Origin of the sequence: Lentzea xinjiangensis (assembly GCF_900110955.1) — a bacterium.
Classification (GTDB): Bacteria; Actinomycetota; Actinomycetes; order Mycobacteriales; family Pseudonocardiaceae; genus Lentzea; species Lentzea xinjiangensis.
In genome coordinates, this window is record NZ_FOFR01000003.1 from 191,329 (window position 1) to 209,111 (window position 17,783).

At 70.4% G+C, this 17,783-nt stretch carries 16 protein-coding genes and 2 riboswitches; of the genes, 5 read left to right on the top strand and 11 right to left on the bottom strand.

Annotation, left to right across the window (positions count from 1 at the left end; all coding sequences use genetic code 11):
• The first annotated feature begins 22 nt into the window (after positions 1-22).
• Positions 23-838, top strand: a complete 816-nt coding sequence (locus tag BMW88_RS10585; RefSeq protein ID WP_089950679.1) for a spermidine synthase — start codon at positions 23-25, stop codon at positions 836-838.
• Positions 839-1,330: 492 nt separating this feature from the next.
• Here BMW88_RS10585 and BMW88_RS10595 read toward each other — a convergent pair whose 3' ends face one another.
• Positions 1,331-3,379, bottom strand: coding sequence for a S9 family peptidase (locus tag BMW88_RS10595; protein ID WP_089950471.1), 2,049 nt, complete (start codon positions 3,377-3,379; stop codon positions 1,331-1,333).
• A gap of 336 nt (positions 3,380-3,715) precedes the next feature.
• Between BMW88_RS10595 and BMW88_RS10600 the strand changes: the two genes are divergently transcribed.
• Positions 3,716-4,405 (top strand): COG4315 family predicted lipoprotein, encoded by a 690-nt coding sequence (locus tag BMW88_RS10600; RefSeq protein ID WP_245777695.1) that lies wholly within the window; start codon positions 3,716-3,718, stop codon positions 4,403-4,405.
• Positions 4,406-5,232: 827 nt separating this feature from the next.
• Here the strand turns inward: BMW88_RS10600 and glyA are convergent.
• From glyA to BMW88_RS10645, 8 genes are all read right to left on the bottom strand, one after another.
• The gene (gene glyA, locus BMW88_RS10610) at positions 5,233-6,498 is read right to left on the bottom strand and encodes a serine hydroxymethyltransferase (protein ID WP_089950473.1); all 1,266 of its coding nucleotides are present in this window, start codon (positions 6,496-6,498) and stop codon (positions 5,233-5,235) included.
• A 13-nt stretch (positions 6,499-6,511) separates the two neighbouring features.
• A complete protein-coding gene (gene gcvT, locus BMW88_RS10615; protein WP_089950474.1) occupies positions 6,512-7,606 on the bottom strand; it encodes a glycine cleavage system aminomethyltransferase GcvT in 1,095 nt (364 codons plus the stop codon).
• A gap of 99 nt (positions 7,607-7,705) precedes the next feature.
• A riboswitch (glycine riboswitch) is annotated at positions 7,706-7,790 on the bottom strand.
• Between the two features lies 1 nt (position 7,791).
• Positions 7,792-7,882: riboswitch (glycine riboswitch) on the bottom strand.
• 45 nt (positions 7,883-7,927) lie between these two features.
• A complete protein-coding gene (locus BMW88_RS10620; protein ID WP_089950475.1) occupies positions 7,928-8,230 on the bottom strand; it encodes a DUF3817 domain-containing protein in 303 nt (100 codons plus the stop codon).
• A 14-nt stretch (positions 8,231-8,244) separates the two neighbouring features.
• A complete protein-coding gene (locus tag BMW88_RS10625; protein WP_089950476.1) occupies positions 8,245-8,613 on the bottom strand; it encodes a hypothetical protein in 369 nt (122 codons plus the stop codon).
• A 141-nt stretch (positions 8,614-8,754) separates the two neighbouring features.
• Positions 8,755-9,249 carry a transcriptional regulator gene (locus BMW88_RS10630; protein ID WP_089950477.1) on the bottom strand — a complete coding sequence of 165 codons (495 nt, stop codon included), beginning with the start codon at positions 9,247-9,249 and terminating at the stop codon, positions 8,755-8,757.
• A 164-nt stretch (positions 9,250-9,413) separates the two neighbouring features.
• Positions 9,414-9,593, bottom strand: coding sequence for a hypothetical protein (locus BMW88_RS10635; RefSeq protein WP_425434642.1), 180 nt, complete (start codon positions 9,591-9,593; stop codon positions 9,414-9,416).
• A gap of 335 nt (positions 9,594-9,928) precedes the next feature.
• Positions 9,929-11,053 (bottom strand): CaiB/BaiF CoA transferase family protein, encoded by a 1,125-nt coding sequence (locus tag BMW88_RS10640; RefSeq protein WP_089950479.1) that lies wholly within the window; start codon positions 11,051-11,053, stop codon positions 9,929-9,931.
• Positions 11,050-12,186: an acyl-CoA dehydrogenase family protein gene (locus BMW88_RS10645; RefSeq protein ID WP_089950681.1), complete on the bottom strand. Its 1,137-nt coding sequence runs from the start codon at positions 12,184-12,186 to the stop codon at positions 11,050-11,052. The genes BMW88_RS10640 and BMW88_RS10645 overlap by 4 nt, the downstream gene beginning before the upstream one ends.
• Positions 12,187-12,293: 107 nt before the next feature.
• Between BMW88_RS10645 and BMW88_RS10650 the strand changes: the two genes are divergently transcribed.
• The 3 genes from BMW88_RS10650 to BMW88_RS10660 are packed head-to-tail and all read left to right on the top strand — an operon-like array spanning position 12,294 to position 16,028.
• On the top strand, positions 12,294-12,728 hold the full coding sequence (locus BMW88_RS10650) for a GNAT family N-acetyltransferase (RefSeq protein WP_089950480.1): 435 nt from the start codon (positions 12,294-12,296) through the stop codon (positions 12,726-12,728).
• Between the two features lie 55 nt (positions 12,729-12,783).
• Entirely contained in the window at positions 12,784-13,986 is a 1,203-nt protein-coding gene (locus BMW88_RS10655; RefSeq protein ID WP_089950481.1) for an acetyl-CoA C-acetyltransferase, read from the top strand.
• Between the two features lie 2 nt (positions 13,987-13,988).
• Positions 13,989-16,028 carry a 3-hydroxyacyl-CoA dehydrogenase NAD-binding domain-containing protein gene (locus tag BMW88_RS10660; RefSeq protein ID WP_281249385.1) on the top strand — a complete coding sequence of 680 codons (2,040 nt, stop codon included), beginning with the start codon at positions 13,989-13,991 and terminating at the stop codon, positions 16,026-16,028.
• On the opposite strand, the gene BMW88_RS10665 is transcribed toward BMW88_RS10660, so the two are convergent.
• Both BMW88_RS10665 and BMW88_RS10670 read right to left on the bottom strand, forming a co-directional pair.
• Positions 16,025-16,975, bottom strand: a complete 951-nt coding sequence (locus BMW88_RS10665) for an AraC family transcriptional regulator (RefSeq protein ID WP_089950682.1) — start codon at positions 16,973-16,975, stop codon at positions 16,025-16,027. The genes BMW88_RS10660 and BMW88_RS10665 overlap by 4 nt on opposite strands.
• A 215-nt stretch (positions 16,976-17,190) precedes the next feature.
• Complete coding sequence (locus tag BMW88_RS10670) at positions 17,191-17,739, bottom strand: DM13 domain-containing protein (RefSeq protein ID WP_089950483.1); 549 nt, start codon at positions 17,737-17,739, stop codon at positions 17,191-17,193.
• Between the last annotated feature and the right edge of the window lie 44 nt (positions 17,740-17,783).

Here is a 17,783-nt window from a genome sequence, read left to right on the forward strand (position 1 = left end):
CAACGAGCCGCTCGCCGACGGCATGACCCGCCACTGGCGCGTGGACGAGGTGCTGGTCGACACCAAGACCGACTTCCAGCACCTGGTGATCGCCCGCACGGCGCAGGGCGTGTCGCTCTTCTGCGACAACGACCGCCAGTCGACGGAGTTCAGCCAGCTGACCTACCACGAGGCCCTGATGGTGCCGGCGCTCCTGCTCGCCGACACCGTCGAGCGCGTGCTGGTCATCGGCTCCTCCGAGGGCGTCGTGTGCCAGATGGCCGTGCAGCACGGCGCGACGGTTGTCGACCACATCGACATCGACGAGCAGGCCGTGAAGCTGTGCGCGGAGCACCTGCCGTACGGCTACACGCTCGAAGAGCTGGCTCTCGCGGAGAAGGGCGAGGGTCCGATCCGCGTGCAGTACATCGACGGGTTCGAGTACATCCGCACGACGTCGGAGAAGTACGACATCGTGCTGGTGGACCTGCCTGACGAGCGCGAGGAGGAGGCGCAGCACAACCGCCTGTACGGCGCCGACTTCCTGCGCATGTGCAAGGCGCTGCTGCGTCCCGGCGGCGTCGTCGTCAACCAGTCCGGTTGCCAGACGATGTGGCGCAACACCACGCTGATCCGCTCGTGGCAGCGGTTCAACGAGGTGTTCGACACCGTCGCCTACTACGGCTCCGACGAGCACGAGTGGGCGTACCTGTTCGGACGCGCCGACGTCGTGGAGGACCCGACGGCGCTGATGGTCGAGCGGTTGGAGACGGCCGGCTACCAGCCGGAGTCGATCGACGACTTGGCGCTGGTGGGCAACAGCATCCCGCCCTACCGGGTGCGGCAGTCGCTGGCCTGAGCCGGGTTCGTGAGAGGGGCGTCTTCCTGCGGGAAGGCGCCCCTTTCCGCTGCCGGCCGCAGCTCCGCGAACAGGAGGCTCGAGTCTTCGCCGCTCAGGTTGGCGCCGTTGTTCAGGTAGGCAGCGGCATGGAAAGCGGGTCTGCTCCCCCAGCAACGCATCGGCCATCGCGTTCCGGGCGAGCACGACGTCCAGGTCGGAGGCGATCAGCGCGGGAAGACCGCGCAGCCCGGTCAGCAGCCTGAGGAGGCCGCGGCTGACGTGCCCGTCACCCCAGACGCGTGGCGGGGCGTGGTGGCCGGCGAGGCGCAACAGGTGGTCGCGCTCGTCGACCGTCAGCCGCAGCGCGCGAGCCAGCGCGGTGAGCACCGCGACCGGCGGTCGCGGGCCACGTCTCCAGCATGGTCCTCGTGCGGCGGGGCAACCAGGACTCGCCGATACCACCTTCCGGCCGGCCCCCGGCGTGCCGCGGGACCGGCCGGGCCGCCCCGGTCAGGCCAGGGCCTGTTTGAGGAAGTCGACCTGCAGGAGGAGCAGGTTCTCGGCGACCTGTTCCTGCGGGGTCATGTGCGTGACGCCCGAGAGCGGCAGCACCGTGTGGGGACGACCGGCGGCGAGCAGCGCGTTGGACAGGCGCAGCGTGTGCGCCGCCACCACGTTGTCGTCGGCCAGGCCGTGGATGATCATCAGCGGGCGGGAGAGCTTGTCCGCGTCGGCGATGAGGGAGTTCGAGTCGTAGACCTCGGGCTTGTCGTCGGGATGGCCGAGGTAGCGCTCGGTGTAGTGGGTGTCGTAGAGGCGCCAGTCGGTGACCGGGGCGCCCGCGATGCCCGCGTGGAAGACGTCCGGGCGGCGCAGGACGGCGAGGGCGCTCAGGTAGCCGCCGTAGGACCAGCCGCGGATCGCGACGCGCGTGAGGTCGAGGTCGGGCTCGACGGCGGCGGCCGCCTGCAGGGCGTCGACCTGGTCCTCCAGCGTGGCGCCGGCGAAGTCGTACGCGATGGCGCGCTCCCAGGCGAGGCCGCGGCCCGGGGTGCCGCGACCGTCCGCGACGACGACCGCGAACCCCTGGTCGGCGAGCCATTGCGAAGCGAGGAAGACGTTCTGGGCCGACATGACCCGTTGCGCGTGCGGGCCGCCGTACGGGTCCATCAGCACGGGCAGCTTGGTACCCGGCACGTGACCGGACGGCAGCAGCAGCGCGGCGCGGATGGACCGCTCCCCCAGGGTCAGCATGCGCGGTGCCGCCTTGAGCACCGGCGTCTCCGCGTACGACTCGATCTCGTGGTCGCCCACGGTGACCTTGGCGCCAAACCTGTCCAAAGTGGACGAGATGAGCACAACCGTGTCACCGCCCCGCAGGGCGGAGTGCACACCGTCCTCAGTGGACAGCCGCTCGGTCCGGGCGCCGACCGAGTAGACGTGCGTCTGGGTGGGGTCCTCCGCCGACGCCGCGACCAGGACGGAGTCGTCGGCGATGTCGAGCACCCGGCGCACCTGGAGGCCGCTGGTGAGGACGTCGTCGCCGACCTGCAGCGCGTACTCGTCGCCGGAGCCCACGATCCGCACGAGACGGCCGTCCGGCGTCCACGCCGGGGCGCCGTCGGTGACCTCGAGCCAGACCGGGTCGGTCTCGACGGCGATCTCGGTGACCGCGCCGGTGTCGGGGGCCAGCGCGTGGATCCGGCGGGTGCGCTGGTCGCGGGTCTGCGTCGTGATCAGCGGAGCTCCGCCGGACGACCAGTGCACGTCGTTGAGGTAGTCGAACTCCAGCAGCACCGGGACGAAGGTGGCGTCCAGCGACACCACGTGCAACGACACCGTGGCGTTGGCCGTGCCCGCCGCCGGGTAGGCGATCTCGGTGGCCGCCGTGCCGGGGTTCGCCGGGTCGGCGATGTACCAGCGCTGCACCGGCGAGTTGTTCACCCGCGCGGCGATGAGGCGCTTGCCGTCCGGCTCCCACCAGTAGCCGCGGTAGCGCGACATCTCCTCGGCCGCGATGAACTCGGCGAGACCGAACGTCACGTCCTCGCCGTCCGGCTCGGCGACGGCGAAGTCCTCACCCGAGCTGAGCTCGACCACCCGCAACGTGCCGCGCGAGACGTACGCCACGCGCTCACCCGTCGGGTCGACGCGCGGGTCGACGACACCGCCGCCGGTCGGCAGCTCACGAGCCTCGCCGTTGAGCAGGTCGACCACGAACAGCCGGCCGGACAGCGCGAACGACGCGACCTTCGCGTCCCGGGACAGGGCGTAGCCGACGATGCCCGCGCCCGACTCACGCGTGCGCTCGCGACGGGCCTTCTCCTCCGCCGGCAGGTCCTCCGGGTCGGTGAGCAGCGCCGCCGGGTCGGCGAGCAGCCTCTCGACGCCGGTGGCCGTGTTCAGCTCCCAGAGCCCGTTCGCACGACTCGTGGCCGTGGCCGGGCGCAGGAAGAAGACACGACCGCCGTCCGCCGACACCGCGAAGGTCCTCGGTGCGCCGACGGTGAACCGCTGGGTGCGCGCCTGTTGGCGCGGGAAGGAGATGTCGTTGCCCACCCGCCAACACTAACCCGCCCGCCCGCACCGGTGTGGCCGCGCGCGACACGCCTCACCTGCCGCGATCACCCCGCACCCCGGACCGGCTGCACCCGCCGGCGCCTCGATCGGCGAACGCGTCCGCGGCGCGCGCTCTTCCGCCCCGGACCCGAACCCCGATCCCCCGGCACCTTCCCGGCCGTCCCGGCCGACTGACCAGCGACGACCACCCCGCACCCCTCGCACGCCCCGGCTCCGCCGGACGTTCGAGACGGGACGAGGTTCGGTTCGTTTCTGAACCGGGACGCAACCGCGCCCGTATGGCTTCGATAGAGCGAACAGATGGACAAGGAGGACATGAGTGTGATCCGACGTAACCGCATTGCCATCGGGCTCGCCGCGGGACTGGCAGTTGTGCTGGGTCTGGGTGTCTGGAGCGCCACGGGCGGTGGCACGAGCTCCAAGCCGGTGGCACAGACCGAAACCGACCTGGGCGTCCTCGGTGACTACGGCGACGTGGGTCAGCCCCCGGTACTCCAGGAGCCCGCTCAGGCGCCCGAAACCCCTGTGCAGCAACAGGCACCGGAAACCCCGACCCCGGCTCCCGCCGCGCAGCCCCCTGCCGCGCAGCCCCCCGCCGCCGCCCCCGCCAGCTCGCTGAAGCTGGTCGGCAAGGCGGTCGACAAGATGGGCCTGGTCGTCCAGGACGGCGACGGCCGCACGATGTACCGCTTCGACAAGGACACCCCGAAGCCCGAAGGCAAGTCCAACTGCAACAACCAGTGCGCCGTGACCTGGCCGCCGCTCCTGTCGGACACGATCCCCCAGGTCGAGGGCATCGACTCGAAGCTGGTCTCGCTGATCACCCGCGCCGACGGCAAGAAGCAGGTCGCGATCGACGGCTGGGCGCTCTACGCCTACTCCCAGGACCCGAAGCCGGGCGCCTGGAAGGGCCAGGGCGTAGGCGGCACGTGGTTCGTGATCCAGCCGGACGGCAAGCGCAACGTCGAGTGCCTGCCCCCCGGCGTGACGGCACCGGCGGCGTAACCCCAAGTCTCCCGTTAGGACGGTCCATCTGAGACACACAACACCCTGACACGGTGAAGCCCCGGCCCTGGGGAAGGGGCCGGGGTTCCCGTCGTCTTCGCTCCAGGGTCGCACGAGGGGCGCCACCGACTCCGGTGGCGCCCCTCGTCGTTTCGCAGCAGCAGAGCACCGCTTCCGCCGCGATTCCGAAGCGCGGGCCGCCCCCGCGACGCCGACGGCGATGGCGATGGCGATGGCGATGGCGATGGCGATGGCGATGGCGATGGCGATGGCGATGGCGAGCCTCCTCCACGCGATGCCGAAGGCAAGCTCCGCGACGGCGAAGCCGAGCCCCGGCGATGCCGAGCCCCGGCGATGCCGAAGGCGAGCCGTCCGCAACACGACCTGGCGGTGTGGCTCCCCCGTCTAGCGCTCCGAAGCCTTTGCCGCGCCCGAGGGGTTAGGTCAAGTCGACACGCTTTTCGTCGACTTGACCTAACCCCTCGGGTGTGGCTGCCTCCGGTGCGCTGGACGGGGGAGCCACACCGCAGACGCACCCACCCACGCAACAGCACCCCGCCCAACCCAACAGGCGTGCCATCAGCCCACCCACGGCGCTGGCCGGCTCCTTCGGGAGTGCCGGGGGCCTGGGGGCAGCGCCCCCAACACCACCCACCCAAGCGCCACCCGCCAACGCAACAGGCAGCCACCCAAACCGACGCGCCCCAACCCACACACCGCCACCCCACCAAGGCAAGCGACCGCAGGCGTCCCCCCAAAACGAAGACCCCCTGAGCCCAAACGCTACTCAGGGGGTCCGACAAGATCACAAACGACAACCCAACCAGTCAGAGCGTCGGGTACAACGGGTGCTTGGCCGCCAGCACCTCAACCCGTGCCCGCAGCTCCTCCACAGCGGCCCCGGGCTTCAGGGCCTCGGCGATCACATCGGCGACCTCGGCGAAGTCGACCTCGCCGAACCCGCGGGTCGCGAGCGCCGGCGTGCCGATCCGCAGCCCGGAGGTGACCATCGGCGGGCGGGGGTCGTTGGGCACGGCGTTGCGGTTGACCGTGATCCCGATGCGGTGCAGCACGTCCTCGGCCTGCTTGCCGTCGAGCTCGGACGACACCAGGTCGACGAGCACCAGGTGCACGTCGGTGCCCCCGGTGAGCACCTTGACCCCGGCCGCGGCGACGTCGGCCTGGGACAGCCGGTCCGCGAGGATCCGGGCTCCTTCCAGGGTCCTGCGCTGGCGGTCGGCGAACTCGGGCGAGGCGGCGTGCTTGAACGCCACGGCCTTGGCCGCGATCACGTGCTCCAGCGGTCCGCCCTGCTGGCCGGGGAACACCGCGGAGTTGATCTTCTTGGCGATGTCGGCGTCGTTGGACAGGATCACGCCGCCGCGGGGCCCGCCCAGGGTCTTGTGCGTCGTGGTCGTCGTCACGTGCGCGTGCGGCACCGGTGACGGGTGCAGTCCCGCCGCCACCAAGCCGGCGAAGTGGGCCATGTCGACCATCAGGTAGGCCTCGACCGCGTCCGCGATGCGGCGGAACTCGGCGAAGTCGAGCTGGCGCGGGTACGCGGACCAGCCCGCCACGATCAGCTTCGGGCGGTGCTCCTCGGCCAGGCGCTCGACCTCGGCCATGTCGACGCGGCCGTCCGAGTCGGACACGTGGTACGGCACGACGTTGTAGAGCTTGCCGGAGAAGTTGATGCGCATGCCGTGGGTCAGGTGGCCGCCGTGCGCCAGGTCCAGGCCCAGGATCGTGTCACCGGGCTGGAGCAGGGCGAACATGGCGGCGGCGTTGGCCTGCGCGCCCGAGTGCGGCTGGACGTTCGCGAAGCCCGCGCCGAAGAGCGCCTTGATGCGCTCGATGGCCAGGCGCTCGATCACGTCGACGTGCTCACAGCCGCCGTAGTAGCGGCGGCCGGGGTAGCCCTCGGCGTACTTGTTGGTGAGCACCGAGCCCTGGGCCTGCAGGACCGAGACGGGCGTGAAGTTCTCGGACGCGATCATCTCGAGGGTGCCCTGCTGGCGCGCCAGCTCGGCGGCGACCGCCTCGGCCACCTCCGGGTCGTACTCCGCGAGGGAGGCGTTGAACTGGTCGGACATCTGGAGGATCTCCCTACTTGGCGCGCTTGTAGAACGGAAGTGCGACGACCTCGACCGGCTGCTTCTTGCCGCGGACGTCGACCAGCAGTGGGGTGCCCGGCTCCGAGCTCGCGCGGGTCACGTAGGCCATCGCCACCGAGTAGCCGAGCGTCGGGGACAGGGCGCCCGAGGTGACCTCGCCGACGACCTCGTCGCCGTTCAGCACCGCGTAGCCGTGGCGCGGGGCGCGGCGCTCCGGGGTCTTCAGTCCCACCAGGACCGAGTCCACACCGGACTCCGACACCTTCGCCAACGCGTCGCGGCCCACGAAGTCGCCCGGCTTGTCGAGCTTCACGACGCGGCCGAGACCGGCGTGGTACGGGGTCAGCGAGGTCGTGAGCTCGTTGCCGTACAACGGCATTCCGGCTTCGAGGCGCAACGTGTCGCGGCAGCCGAGACCGCACGGCTTGAGCTCGTGCGGCGAGCCCGCCTCGAGCAACGCGGCCCACACGGCCGAGGCGTCGGCGGGCGCGACGAAGAGCTCGAAGCCCTCCTCGCCGGTGTAGCCGGTGCGCGCGAGCAGGGTGTCGACGCCCGCGACCGTGGAGGGGTAAGACGCGTAGTACTTCACCGTCGCCAGGTCCGTCTCCGTCAGACCGGAGAGGATCTCGACCGACTTCGGGCCCTGGATCGCGATCAGCGCGTAGTCGGTGGACCTGTCCGCCACGGCGGTGTCGAAGCCGGCCGCGCGTTCCACCAGCGCCTCGGCCACCACGGTGGCGTTGGAGGCGTTCGCGACGACCATGAACTCCTCGTCGCCCAGGCGGTACACGATCAGGTCGTCGATCACACCGCCGTCGGCCTGCGTGATCATCGTGTAGCGCGCCTTGCCGACGGCCAGCGCCGAGATGTGGCCGACCAGCGCGTGGTCGAGCGCCTCGCCGGCCTGCGGGCCGGTCAGGACGATCTCGCCCATGTGCGTGAGGTCGAACAGGCCCGCGGTGGTGCGCACCGCGTGGTGCTCCGCGAGCTCGCTCGAGTAGCGCAGCGGCATCCGCCAGCCCGCGAAGTCGGTGAACATCGCGCCGAGCTGCTCGTGCTCGGCGTTCAGAGGCGTGAGGCGGGACATCAGAACGGTCCTCCAGGGTGCGCCGAAGAGCCGGACCAGGCCGGCTGAGGCATCAGAAGAATGACACGGTCCATCGGAGACTCCTCACCAGAGCGAGCCTCCCCCTCTGTCATGAGCCTGAGAGCTTCGCCACCGAAGTGACTTGCACCGTGGGCGAGGCTGATGAGCCTGCTTTCCAGAGTTGCCTTCGTCGTGCGGTATCTGTGCCTGAGAGATTCCGGGGAGGAGTTGCTCCTTCGGCGCCCCTTCGGGAGGGGTCTCTTCCGCGCGACATCGACGGCCGTGTTCAGTTGGTAGCCCCAGACGCTAGCAGGCCAAACGTCACAGCGGCACGCCCTGCGCGGTCTTCTCGACCACCTTGCGCTCGGCCCAGAACGACAGGAACGGGATCGTCCCGGCGACCAGCACGAGAGCGGTGCCCTTGATCGACCAGCGCAGCTTCAGCGCGAGGTCGACGGAAAGCACCAGGTAGATGGCGTAGAGGAAGCCGTGGACCGGGCCGACGACCTTCATCATCCCGCCCATGTCCGCGGCGTACTTGAGCACCATCGCCACGACCAGCAGGAGCAGGAAGACACCGACCACGTAAGCCATGACCCGGAACCGGGTCAACGCACCCTTCATCTGCCCGCCTTCGCTCAACGACCGTCCCGCGCGTTGAGGTCCGCGAGCATGCGGTTGTAGGCCGCGAGCTCCGCGTCTTCTTCGTCGTCGAAGTGCTCGACAGGCGCGGGTTTGACGGCGTCAACCGTAGCCACCGGCTCCGGAGCGGGCGCAACCGGATCCTCGTCACGGCGCTGACGCGCCAGACGGCGGAACCGCCACACCATGAAGAGGGGGAAGAGGCCGAAGAGCGGCCACTGGAGCACGTACCCGAGGTTCTGGAACGTGCCGCTGGCGGACTCGAAGCGCTGCCACTGCCAGTACGCGAGCCCACAACACGCGACGAGAGCGACCAGGCACAGAAACCCGATCAGGATCCGCTGGGGGGTAAGGAGGCCGCGCACGGCCTCCACACTACTTGGGTGGGGCCTCCGAGCTGGAGGCCGACCCGTTGGGGTGTGTGGGGGCTCGGCCCCCACCGGGCACGCGGTCCGAGCTGCGCAGAGCGCGTCCCGCGAGCATCCTGCTCCCGTCCGGGAGCAGCCTCACGCCACGCCGTCCCGGCGCTGCCTCTGCAGACGTGCGACGCACCACGCCGCGGCGGAGCCACGACGAAGGTGCTGGAGAACCGTCATCGGTCCCAGGCGCCGTCCGAGGTCGGCAGGGGTCAGACCCGCCGCGCGGTAGTCGAGCGCGCGCTGGTCCAACGGGCTGATGCCCGCGTCCCACCACTGCTCGGCCTCGGCGACGTCGCCCACCAGCTGCCAGTAGCTCGCCGCGGCGGCGAGCAACGCCTCGGGTGCCTCCGGCGCCCGCTTGCGCATCGCGGCCACGTAGGCCGGATCCGCCGACTCGACCTTGACCAAGCCACGCGACCCGCCCCTGCCGCCTCCCCGCTGCACGGGGATGCCGGGCGCCGCGGGGGGAGCCTCCGCGAGCCACGCGTTCTTGATCCGGTTCACCTCCTGCATCTCCGCGTCATCAGACCGTTCAGCCGCCCACTGCTTCAAGAGCTCGTGGACCCCGGAGTCCTCGACCATCCATGCCTCCTCGTCGGTCGGGGATCGGCCATTGCAGCGGAAGGTATTCGGTAGGTCTGACAATCGCCAGACCCTGAATCCCCAGAACACCCGTTACCAGTGCGTGATTGGCCTCATTCCACCCGTCCGGCTCAACGCGGAGGGCCGAGGATCACCGATCGTGACTAGACCGCGGGGGTCGCCGTGCCGAAGAGGCTCCGGACGAAGGTGATGATCGACTCGGCGCCCTGGCGCAGCCAGCCGAGCACCTGCTGCACCGCTGCCGCGGACTCTTCGGGCTGGGTGATCAGGAGGAACAGCACCAGCGCGACGCTCGCCAGCACTAGCACCTTCTTGAGGTTCACAGGTACCTCTCCGTCCATGTCGCTCACAGCTGAGGCGGCGGACCGCCGTGTCACCCGACATGCTCCCTCATTCACCCTTGCGATGAACAACGACCACGCCCAACGCACGCCAGGATCAACCGACGGCACACGCCTGCACGGCGCCCAATGTCACCCGAATGGCGGCTAAAGAGGTTCCTGTCCAGCGCCGATGTCCTGGGCACGAGGTGAACGCGGACTCCCTCGCATCCCACAGCTTGGACGGACCCCGGTGCACCCGGCCTCACCCGGATGCCGAACACCCGGCATCACGCTCCGTCACGCCGTCGTGGCGCATTTAATGCGCACCCGAACATTCATCCAATTACTCCAGACCGCCGCAGTTCCATAATTCGGGCGTCGGACACACCCATGTCGGCAAGCACTTCCCCGGTGTTCACCCCGGCGGAAACCGGCGGCACCGGAACGGCGGCCGGCGTGCGGCCGAACCGGGGAGCCGGCGCCGGGTGCGGCACGCCGCCGACGTCCACGAACGTGGCCCGCGCCGCGTTGTACGGGTGCCGCGCCGCCTCGGCGGGGGTCAGCACCGGCGCCAGACAGGCGTCCGTGCCGCGGGCGAGGTCCGCCCACTCGTCCCTGGTCCGGGTCTTCACCGCCGCCGCGATGCGTTCGCGCAGTTCAGGCCAGTTCGCCGGGTCGTTGCGCGAGGGGGCGTCCGCCAGGCCCAGCACCCGCACCAGATCGGCGTAGAACTTCTCCTCCAACGCGCCGATGGCCACGTACCGCCCGTCCGCGGCCTCGTAGACGTCGTAGAACGGCACACCGCCGTCGAGCATGTTCTCGCCCCGCCCGCCCGGCCACATGCCCGCGTTGCGCATCCCGTGCAGGAACGTCGTCAGCAGCGCCGCCCCGTCGACCATCGCCGCGTCGACGACCTGGCCGCGGCCGGAACGCTCGCGCTCGTACAGGGCGGCCAGCACGCCGAGGGCCAGCAGCAGCCCTCCGCCGCCGAAGTCGCCGAGGAGGTTCAACGGGAAGACCGGCGGTCCGCCGGCCCGCCCGAGGGGGTCCAGCGCGCCGGCGACGGCGATGTAGTTGATGTCGTGCCCGGCCCGGTCGGCGAGCGGCCCGTCCTGGCCCCACCCGGTCATGCGCCCGTAGACCAGGCGCGGGTTGCGGGCGAGGCACTGCGCCGGGCCGATGCCCAGCCGTTCGGTCACGCCCGGCCGGAAGCCCTCGACCAGCACGTCCGACCGCTCGACCAGGCCGAGCACCAGCTCGGCCCCCTCCGGCCTGCGGGTGTCGATCGCGATCGAGCGCCGGTTGCGGCCGAGGAAGTCGCCGGGAACGGTCGGGCTGCTGCCCGGCTTGTGCACCTGGACGACGTCGGCGCCGAGGTCGGCGAGCACCATGCAGCCGAACGGCGCGGGCGCGAGGCCCGCGAGCTCGACGACCCGCAGGCCGGTCAGCGGCCCGCTCACAGGGACCTCGCGATGATTTCCTTCATGATCTCGTTCGTGCCGCCGTAGATCCGCTGGACGCGGGCGTCGGACCAGGCGCGTGCGATCGGGTACTCGTTCATGTAGCCGTAGCCGCCGAAGAGCTGCACGCACTCGTCGACGACCTTGCCAAGCCGGTCGCTCGCCCACCACTTGGCCATGGCGGCGGTCGGCACGTCCAGCTCGCCCTTCAGGTGCTTCTCGACGCACTCGTCGATGAACGCCCTGGTCACCGCCGCCTCGGTGGCGCACTCGGCGAGCTTGAACCTGGTGTTCTGGAACTTCACCAGCTCCTTGCCGAACGCCGTGCGCTCCTTCACGTACTTCAGCGTCACGTCGACGGCGGCCTCGATGCCCGCGACGCAGCAGACGCCGATGATCAGGCGTTCCTGCGGAAGCTGCTGCATGAGCTGGACGAACCCGAGGCCCTCCTGCGCGCCGAGGAGGTTCGCGGCGGGCACCCGCACGTCGTCGAAGAACAGCTCGGCGGTGTCCTGGCCCTTCATGCCGACCTTGTCGAGCACGCGGCCGCGGCGGATGTCGTTCTCGACGACGAGCAGCGAGATGCCGGTGGCGCCCTGCGCCGGGTCGGTCTTCGCCACGACGATCACCAGGTCGGCCTGCACGCCGTTGGTGATGAACGTCTTCGAGCCGTTGATGACGTACTCGTCGCCGTCCCTGATGGCCTTCGTGCGGATGCCCTGCAGGTCCGAGCCGGCGCCGGGCTCGGTCATCGCGATGGCGCCGACGTACTCGCCGGACGCGAGCTTGGGCAGCCAGCGCCGCTTCTGCTCCTCGGTGCCGTAGGAGTTGAGGTAGTGCGCGACGATGCCGCTGTGGACGCTGTTGCCCCACGAACTGTCGCCGGCGCGTGCCTGTTCTTCGAGCAGCACGGCCTCGTGGGCGAACGTGCCGCCGCCGCCCCCGTACTCCTCGGGGATGCTCAGGCACAGCAGCCCGAGCTCACCGGCCTTGCGCCACAGGTCGCGGTCGACCTGCTTCTGCTGCGCGAAGCGTTCCTGGTGCGGCACGACCTCCTTCTCCATGAACGTGCGGGCGAGCTGGCGCAACTGGTCCAGGTCGCTGTCCATCCACCGCGATCGACGCTCTGCCATGCGGTCCACGAAACCACCGGGCGGTGGTCCGCACCATGACCGGCGCGCCAGGCCCTCACCCGAAAAACTGAGCGAAATTCCCACCCACATCGGACAGACTGCTCGGTATGCAGATTCACCGGGTCACGCCGGACGAGTGGCGGCTGTGGCGCGACGTCCGCCTGGAGGCGCTGGCGAGCGATCCCGCGGAGTTCGGGTCGGTGCTGGCGCGGGAGCAGGCGTACGGCGAGGACCTGTGGCGGGACCGCGTCGAGGACGGCCTCAAGGTCGTCGCGCTCGACCCCGGCCCCGTCGCCCTGGTCGCGGCCACCGGGAAGCCCGAGGGGCTGTACCTCTACTCGATGTGGGTGCGGGACTCGCACCGCGGCCGCGGCATCGGCGAGGCCCTGGTCGGGACCGTGCTCGCGTGGGCGGCCGAGGAGGGCTGGCGCATCGTGCGGCTGCGCGTCTGGGAGGACAACCTGCCGGCCAGGCGCCTCTACCGGAAGCTGGGGTTCGTCGAGGCGGAGGAACCCGAGCACATGGAGTTCCAGGTGAGCTAATCGGTCACCCCCCACGGTCATGGCCAGCTCCGGTGAGCGGGCCTAGCGTGGTGCCATGAGCGAAGCCTTGATCTTCGACGCGGTGCGCACGCCGCGCGGCAAGGGCAAGCGCGGGTCGCTGCACAGCGTCCGGCCCGTCGAGCTGGCCGCCGGTGTGCTGCGCGCGCTGTCCGAACGCAACTCCCTCGACACCTCCGCGGTGGACGACGTCGTGTTCGGCGTGGTGTCACCGCTCGGCGAGCAGGGCGGCGACATCGCGAGGGCCGCGGTGCTGGCCGCCGGGTGGGACCAGCGCCCGGCCGGTGTCCAGCTCAACCGCTTCTGCGCCTCCGGCCTCGAGTCGGTGAACCTCGCCGCGGCCAAGGTCGCCTCCGGGTTCGAGGACCTCGTGGTGGCCGGTGGCGTCGAGTCGATGTCGCGCGTGCCGATGGGGTCCGACGGTGGCGCGTGGGCGATCGACCCGCGGACGAACTTCGACCTCTCCTTCGTGCCGCAGGGCGTGTCGGCCGACCTCATCGCGACGCTGGAGGGCCACTCGCGCGCGGACGTCGACGCGTGGGCCGCCCGGTCGCACGCCCGCGCGTTCGAGGCGCAGAAGAACGGCTGGTTCGAGCGGTCCGTGGTGCCGGTCGTCGACCAGAACGGCACGGTGGTGCTCAAGGAGGACGAGACGATCCGCCCGGAGTCCACCGTGGAGTCGCTGGGCAAGCTCAAGCCCAGCTTCCAGTTCCACGGCGACCTCGGCTACGACACGGTGGCGATCGACCGCTACCCCACCGTCGAGCGCATCACCCACGTCCACACGCCCGGCAACTCGTCGCAGATCGTCGACGGCGCCGCGGCCATGCTGATCGGGTCCGCGGCGGCGGGCAAGGCGCTGGGCCTGACCCCGCGCGCCCGGATCGTGTCCGTGGCCGTGGTGGGCACCGAACCGACGATCATGCTGACCGGACCGGCGCCGTCCGCGCGCAAGGCGCTCGACCGGGCGGGGCTCTCGGTCGAGGACATCGACCTGTTCGAGGTCAACGAGGCGTTCTCGTCGGTCGTGCTGAAGTTCCTGCGCGACGTGGACGTCCCCGAGGACAAGGTCAACGTCAACGGCGGCGCCATCGCGCTGGGCCACCCGCTGGGCGCCACCGGCTGCATGATCCTGGGCACGCTGCTCGACGAGCTGGAGCGCCGGAACCTGCGCCGCGGCCTCGCCACGCTGTGCGTGGGCGGCGGCATGGGCATCGCGACGATCATCGAGAGGGTCTGACCGTGTCGAACAAGGGCGCGTTCCACTACGACAAGGACTCCGACGGCATCGTCACCCTGACGATGGACATGTCCGGCTCCGCCAACGTGATGAACGACGAGTACCGGGACTTGATGGGCGACGCCGTCTCGAAGCTCGAGGCCGACGACATCACCGGTGTGGTCATCACGTCCGCCAAGAAGACCTTCTTCGCAGGCGGCGACCTCAACGTGCTGATCGCGATCACGCCGGAGAACGCGGCTCAGGCGCTGGAGGGCGTCGAGGAGCTCAAGTCGCAGCTTCGGCGCCTGGAGAAGCTCGGCAAACCGGTCGTGGCGGCGATCGGCGGTTCGGCGCTGGGCGGCGGCTTCGAGATCGCGCTGGCCTCCCACCGGCGGATCGTGCTGAACGACAACGGCATCCGCGTCGGCCTGCCCGAGGTCACGCTGGGCCTGCTGCCCGGCGGCGGTGGCGTCACGCGCATGGTGCGGCTGCTGGGCGTGCAGAAGGCGTTGCCGTTGCTCATGGAGGGCAAGCAGCTGCGGCCGGAACGCGCGTTGCAGGCGGGCATCGTGGACCAGCTCGTCGACACGCGCGAGGAGCTGATCTCCGAGGCCCGCGCGTGGATCCTGGCGAACCCCGCTCCGGTGCAGCCGTGGGACGTGCCGGGCGCGGGCGTGCCGGACCTGAAGTTCGGCGACCCCGCGGGCTACGGCCTGCTCGCCGCCGCTCCCGCCGTGCTGAGCAAGAAGACGCACGGCGCCTACCCGGCGCCGCAGCGGATCATGGCGACGGCCGTCGAAGGTGCCTACGTCGACTTCGACACGGCGTTGAAGATCGAGGGCCGCTACTTCGTGGAGCTGGCCTCCGGCCAGGTCTCCAAGAACATGATCACCGCGTTCTGGTTCCACCTCAACGAGGTCAACGGCCGCGCGTCCGCCACCGGCCGCAAGGTCGCCAAGCTGGGTGTGCTGGGCGCGGGCATGATGGGCGCCGGGATCGCCGAGGTGTCGGCGAAGGCGGGCATCGAGGTGGTCCTGAAGGACGTGACCCGGGAAGCCGCCGAGAAGGGCGCCGCGGGACTGGCGGGCATCCGGCCGACCGCGTCCTACGACGACCTCGCGGGCTGCGACCTGGTCATCGAGGCGGTGTTCGAGAACCGCGAGTTGAAGAACGAGGTGCTGCCCGCCGCCGAGGCGCGGGCGCTCCCGGACGCGGTGATCGCGTCCAACACCTCGACGCTGCCCATCACCGGCCTGGCTTCCGCGGTGACGGCGCCGGAGCGGTTCATCGGGCTGCACTTCTTCTCCCCCGTGCCGAAGATGCGGCTCGTGGAGATCATCCGCGGCGAGAAGACGTCGGAGGAGACGCTGCAACGCGCGCTCGACTACGTGCGGCAGATCGGGAAGACGCCGATCGTCGTCAACGACTCGCGCGGCTTCTACACCTCGCGGACGTTCGGCACGTACGTGATCGAGGCGATCACGATGCTGGCCGAGGGCGTGGCGCCGGCGTTCATCGAGAACGTCGCCAAGAAGGCCGGCATGGCCGTCGGACCGCTCGCGGTGTCGGACGAGGTGACGCTCTCGTTGCAGCTGAAGATCCACGACCAGACGCTCGCCGACGACCCGTCGCTCGTCTCGGAGAGCCCCGCCTACGACCTCATCCGCGAGATGGTGTCCCTGGGGCGCACCGGGAAGTCCGGCGGCGCCGGCTTCTACGAGTACCCCGAGGGCGGCAAGAAGTTCCTGTGGCCGGAGCTCACGGCCCGGTACGCGAAGGCCGACGCCGGTGTGTCCGAACAGGACGTCCGCGACCGGCTGCTGTTCGTGCAGGCGCTGGAGACCGTGCGGTGCCTGGACGAGGGCGTGCTGACGTCCGTGGCGGACGCGAACATCGGCTCGATCTTCGGTTTCGGCTTCGCGCCGTGGAGCGGCGGCACGCTGCAGTTCATCAACTCCTGCGGCGTCCAGGCGTTCGTCGAGCGGGCGGACTACCTCGCCGACACCTACGGCGAGCGGTTCCGCCCGCCGGCCTCGCTGCGGGAGCGCGACAGGTTCTAGGCGCGGTAGGAGCCGGGTGAGGACCCGGTCCACCGCTTGAAGGCCCGGTGGAAGGCGCTCGCCTCGGAGAACCCGAGGCGCAGCGCCAGCTCCTCCACCGACTCGCCGCCGCGCACCAGCGACGCCACCGCCTGGTCGCGCAGCAACTGCTCCCGCACCTCGCGGAACGACGTGCCCTCCGCGGCGAGCCTGCGGCGCAACGTCGGCGCCGACACCCCGAGCGCGGCCGCCACGGCCTCCAGCCCGGTCACCCCGCGCCCGAGCAACCGCCGCACGTGCGCGGCCGTGTCGGCGCCGTGGTCGCGGCGCGACAGCAGCTCCGCCGGCGAATGCCGCAGGAAGCGCAGCAACCCCGCCTCGTCCTGCACGACCGGCATGCGCAGGAACCTCCGGTCGAACCAGATCGCGGTGGCGGGCGCGTCGAAGCTCAGCGGGCAGCCGAAGATCAGGTGGTACTCGGCGGCGTGCGCGGGCTCCGGATAGCCGAACTCGGCACCCTGCAGGGGGATGCGGCGGCCGATGAGCCACGACGAGAAGCGGTGCCACAGCACGAGGAGCGACTCGGTGAGGAAGTGGTCGGGGTCGCCGGGGAGGTCGAGTGAGAAGCGCCCGTCGTCGAGCGCCAGGCGCAACGGCTGGTCGAAGAGCGCGTAGAAGGCGAGCCCGCGGCGCAGCGCCGACTCGAGGTCGGGGCAGTGCACGGCGAGCAGGCACATCATCGCGAACGTGCCGCGCTTCGACGGCCGGGGACCGAACCCCATGAACTCGTCGTCGAGGACTTCCCAGAGCGTCTGGATGAACCTCGTGTACTGGGCGGGCGTCACGCGCGCCCGGTCGTCGGCGAGCAGGCTCGCCGGAATGCCCGCTTCCCGCAGGACGGTGGACGGCTCCGGACACGCGCGCAGTGCCGCGCGCACGTAGTGGATCGCCACGGTCCGGGAGTGCACGAACAAGACTAGAACGCCAACGGCGGTGGCGCGGCTCCGGGGAGAGCAGGAGCCGCGCCACCGCCGCAGTGGGCCCACCCAGTGAGCCGTGCACCTCGCCAACGGGGCTTCCGCACGTCCATCGGCAAGGGACGATGTTGTGTCCGTGCACTTCACGCTATGTGGTCTAGACCAGGAAAGTCAATAGTGCCGGGAAGTGCGCCGGCCCCGGATTCTCAGACCCGTTCCAGCGGAGCCACGGCGAAGCCGGCCGAGAAGCGCTGGCACCAGATCACCACGCTCCGAATGCCCGCGACATCCACGCCCGCCGGAATTTCGTACACCTGGTCACCGCGGTTCCCCTTCAGCTTACCGAGGTTCGTGAATCCCTCGCCGAAAGTTTTCTCCGCCGAGCTCGAGGCGTGCGGCGAGAGGTAAACGTACAGGTCAGGGCCATCGCTGGTGTTCAGCGAGGCGAATTGGACCGAATGCCCGCCACCGGGCAGCGCGATGAGGCTCGCCCTACCCGTGGTCGTGTGCTCCAAAGAGCGCCACTCACCCGCAGCGACCTCTCGTGCCGTTTCCGCTACGGGCGCCGACGCACCGGACGACGTTGACTGAGCCGTCAATTGAGATGCCGACCGGTCCGCGGACGCCGGGACGAGCAGCGCTTCGTTCGTTTCGCGGACGGTGATCAGGCGCCACGGCTGGAAGAGGTACAACCCGACGCCGAGCGCGACGACCAGCACAACTGCGACGGGGATCAGGAATCGACGATTCGGCATACCGAAAATACTGGCCCGAACCGGACCGAAAAGAGCTTACGGAG

Excerpts from the sequence above, each read along its gene's own strand:
- BMW88_RS10650 (WP_089950480.1), top strand. The coding sequence starts at position 12,294 with ATGCAGATTCACCGGGTCACGCCGGACGAGTGGCGGCTGTGGCGCGAC.
- glyA (WP_089950473.1), bottom strand. The coding sequence starts at position 6,498 with ATGTCCGACCAGTTCAACGCCTCCCTCGCGGAGTACGACCCGGAGGTG.
- BMW88_RS10585 (WP_089950679.1), top strand. The coding sequence starts at position 23 with ATGACCCGCCACTGGCGCGTGGACGAGGTGCTGGTCGACACCAAGACC.
- BMW88_RS10645 (WP_089950681.1), bottom strand. The coding sequence starts at position 12,186 with ATGGCAGAGCGTCGATCGCGGTGGATGGACAGCGACCTGGACCAGTTG.
- gcvT (WP_089950474.1), bottom strand. The coding sequence starts at position 7,606 with ATGTCCCGCCTCACGCCTCTGAACGCCGAGCACGAGCAGCTCGGCGCG.
- BMW88_RS10600 (WP_245777695.1), top strand. The coding sequence starts at position 3,716 with ATGAGTGTGATCCGACGTAACCGCATTGCCATCGGGCTCGCCGCGGGA.
- BMW88_RS10670 (WP_089950483.1), bottom strand. The coding sequence starts at position 17,739 with ATGCCGAATCGTCGATTCCTGATCCCCGTCGCAGTTGTGCTGGTCGTC.
- BMW88_RS10630 (WP_089950477.1), bottom strand. The coding sequence starts at position 9,249 with ATGGTCGAGGACTCCGGGGTCCACGAGCTCTTGAAGCAGTGGGCGGCT.
- BMW88_RS10620 (WP_089950475.1), bottom strand. The coding sequence starts at position 8,230 with ATGAAGGGTGCGTTGACCCGGTTCCGGGTCATGGCTTACGTGGTCGGT.
- BMW88_RS10655 (WP_089950481.1), top strand. The coding sequence starts at position 12,784 with ATGAGCGAAGCCTTGATCTTCGACGCGGTGCGCACGCCGCGCGGCAAG.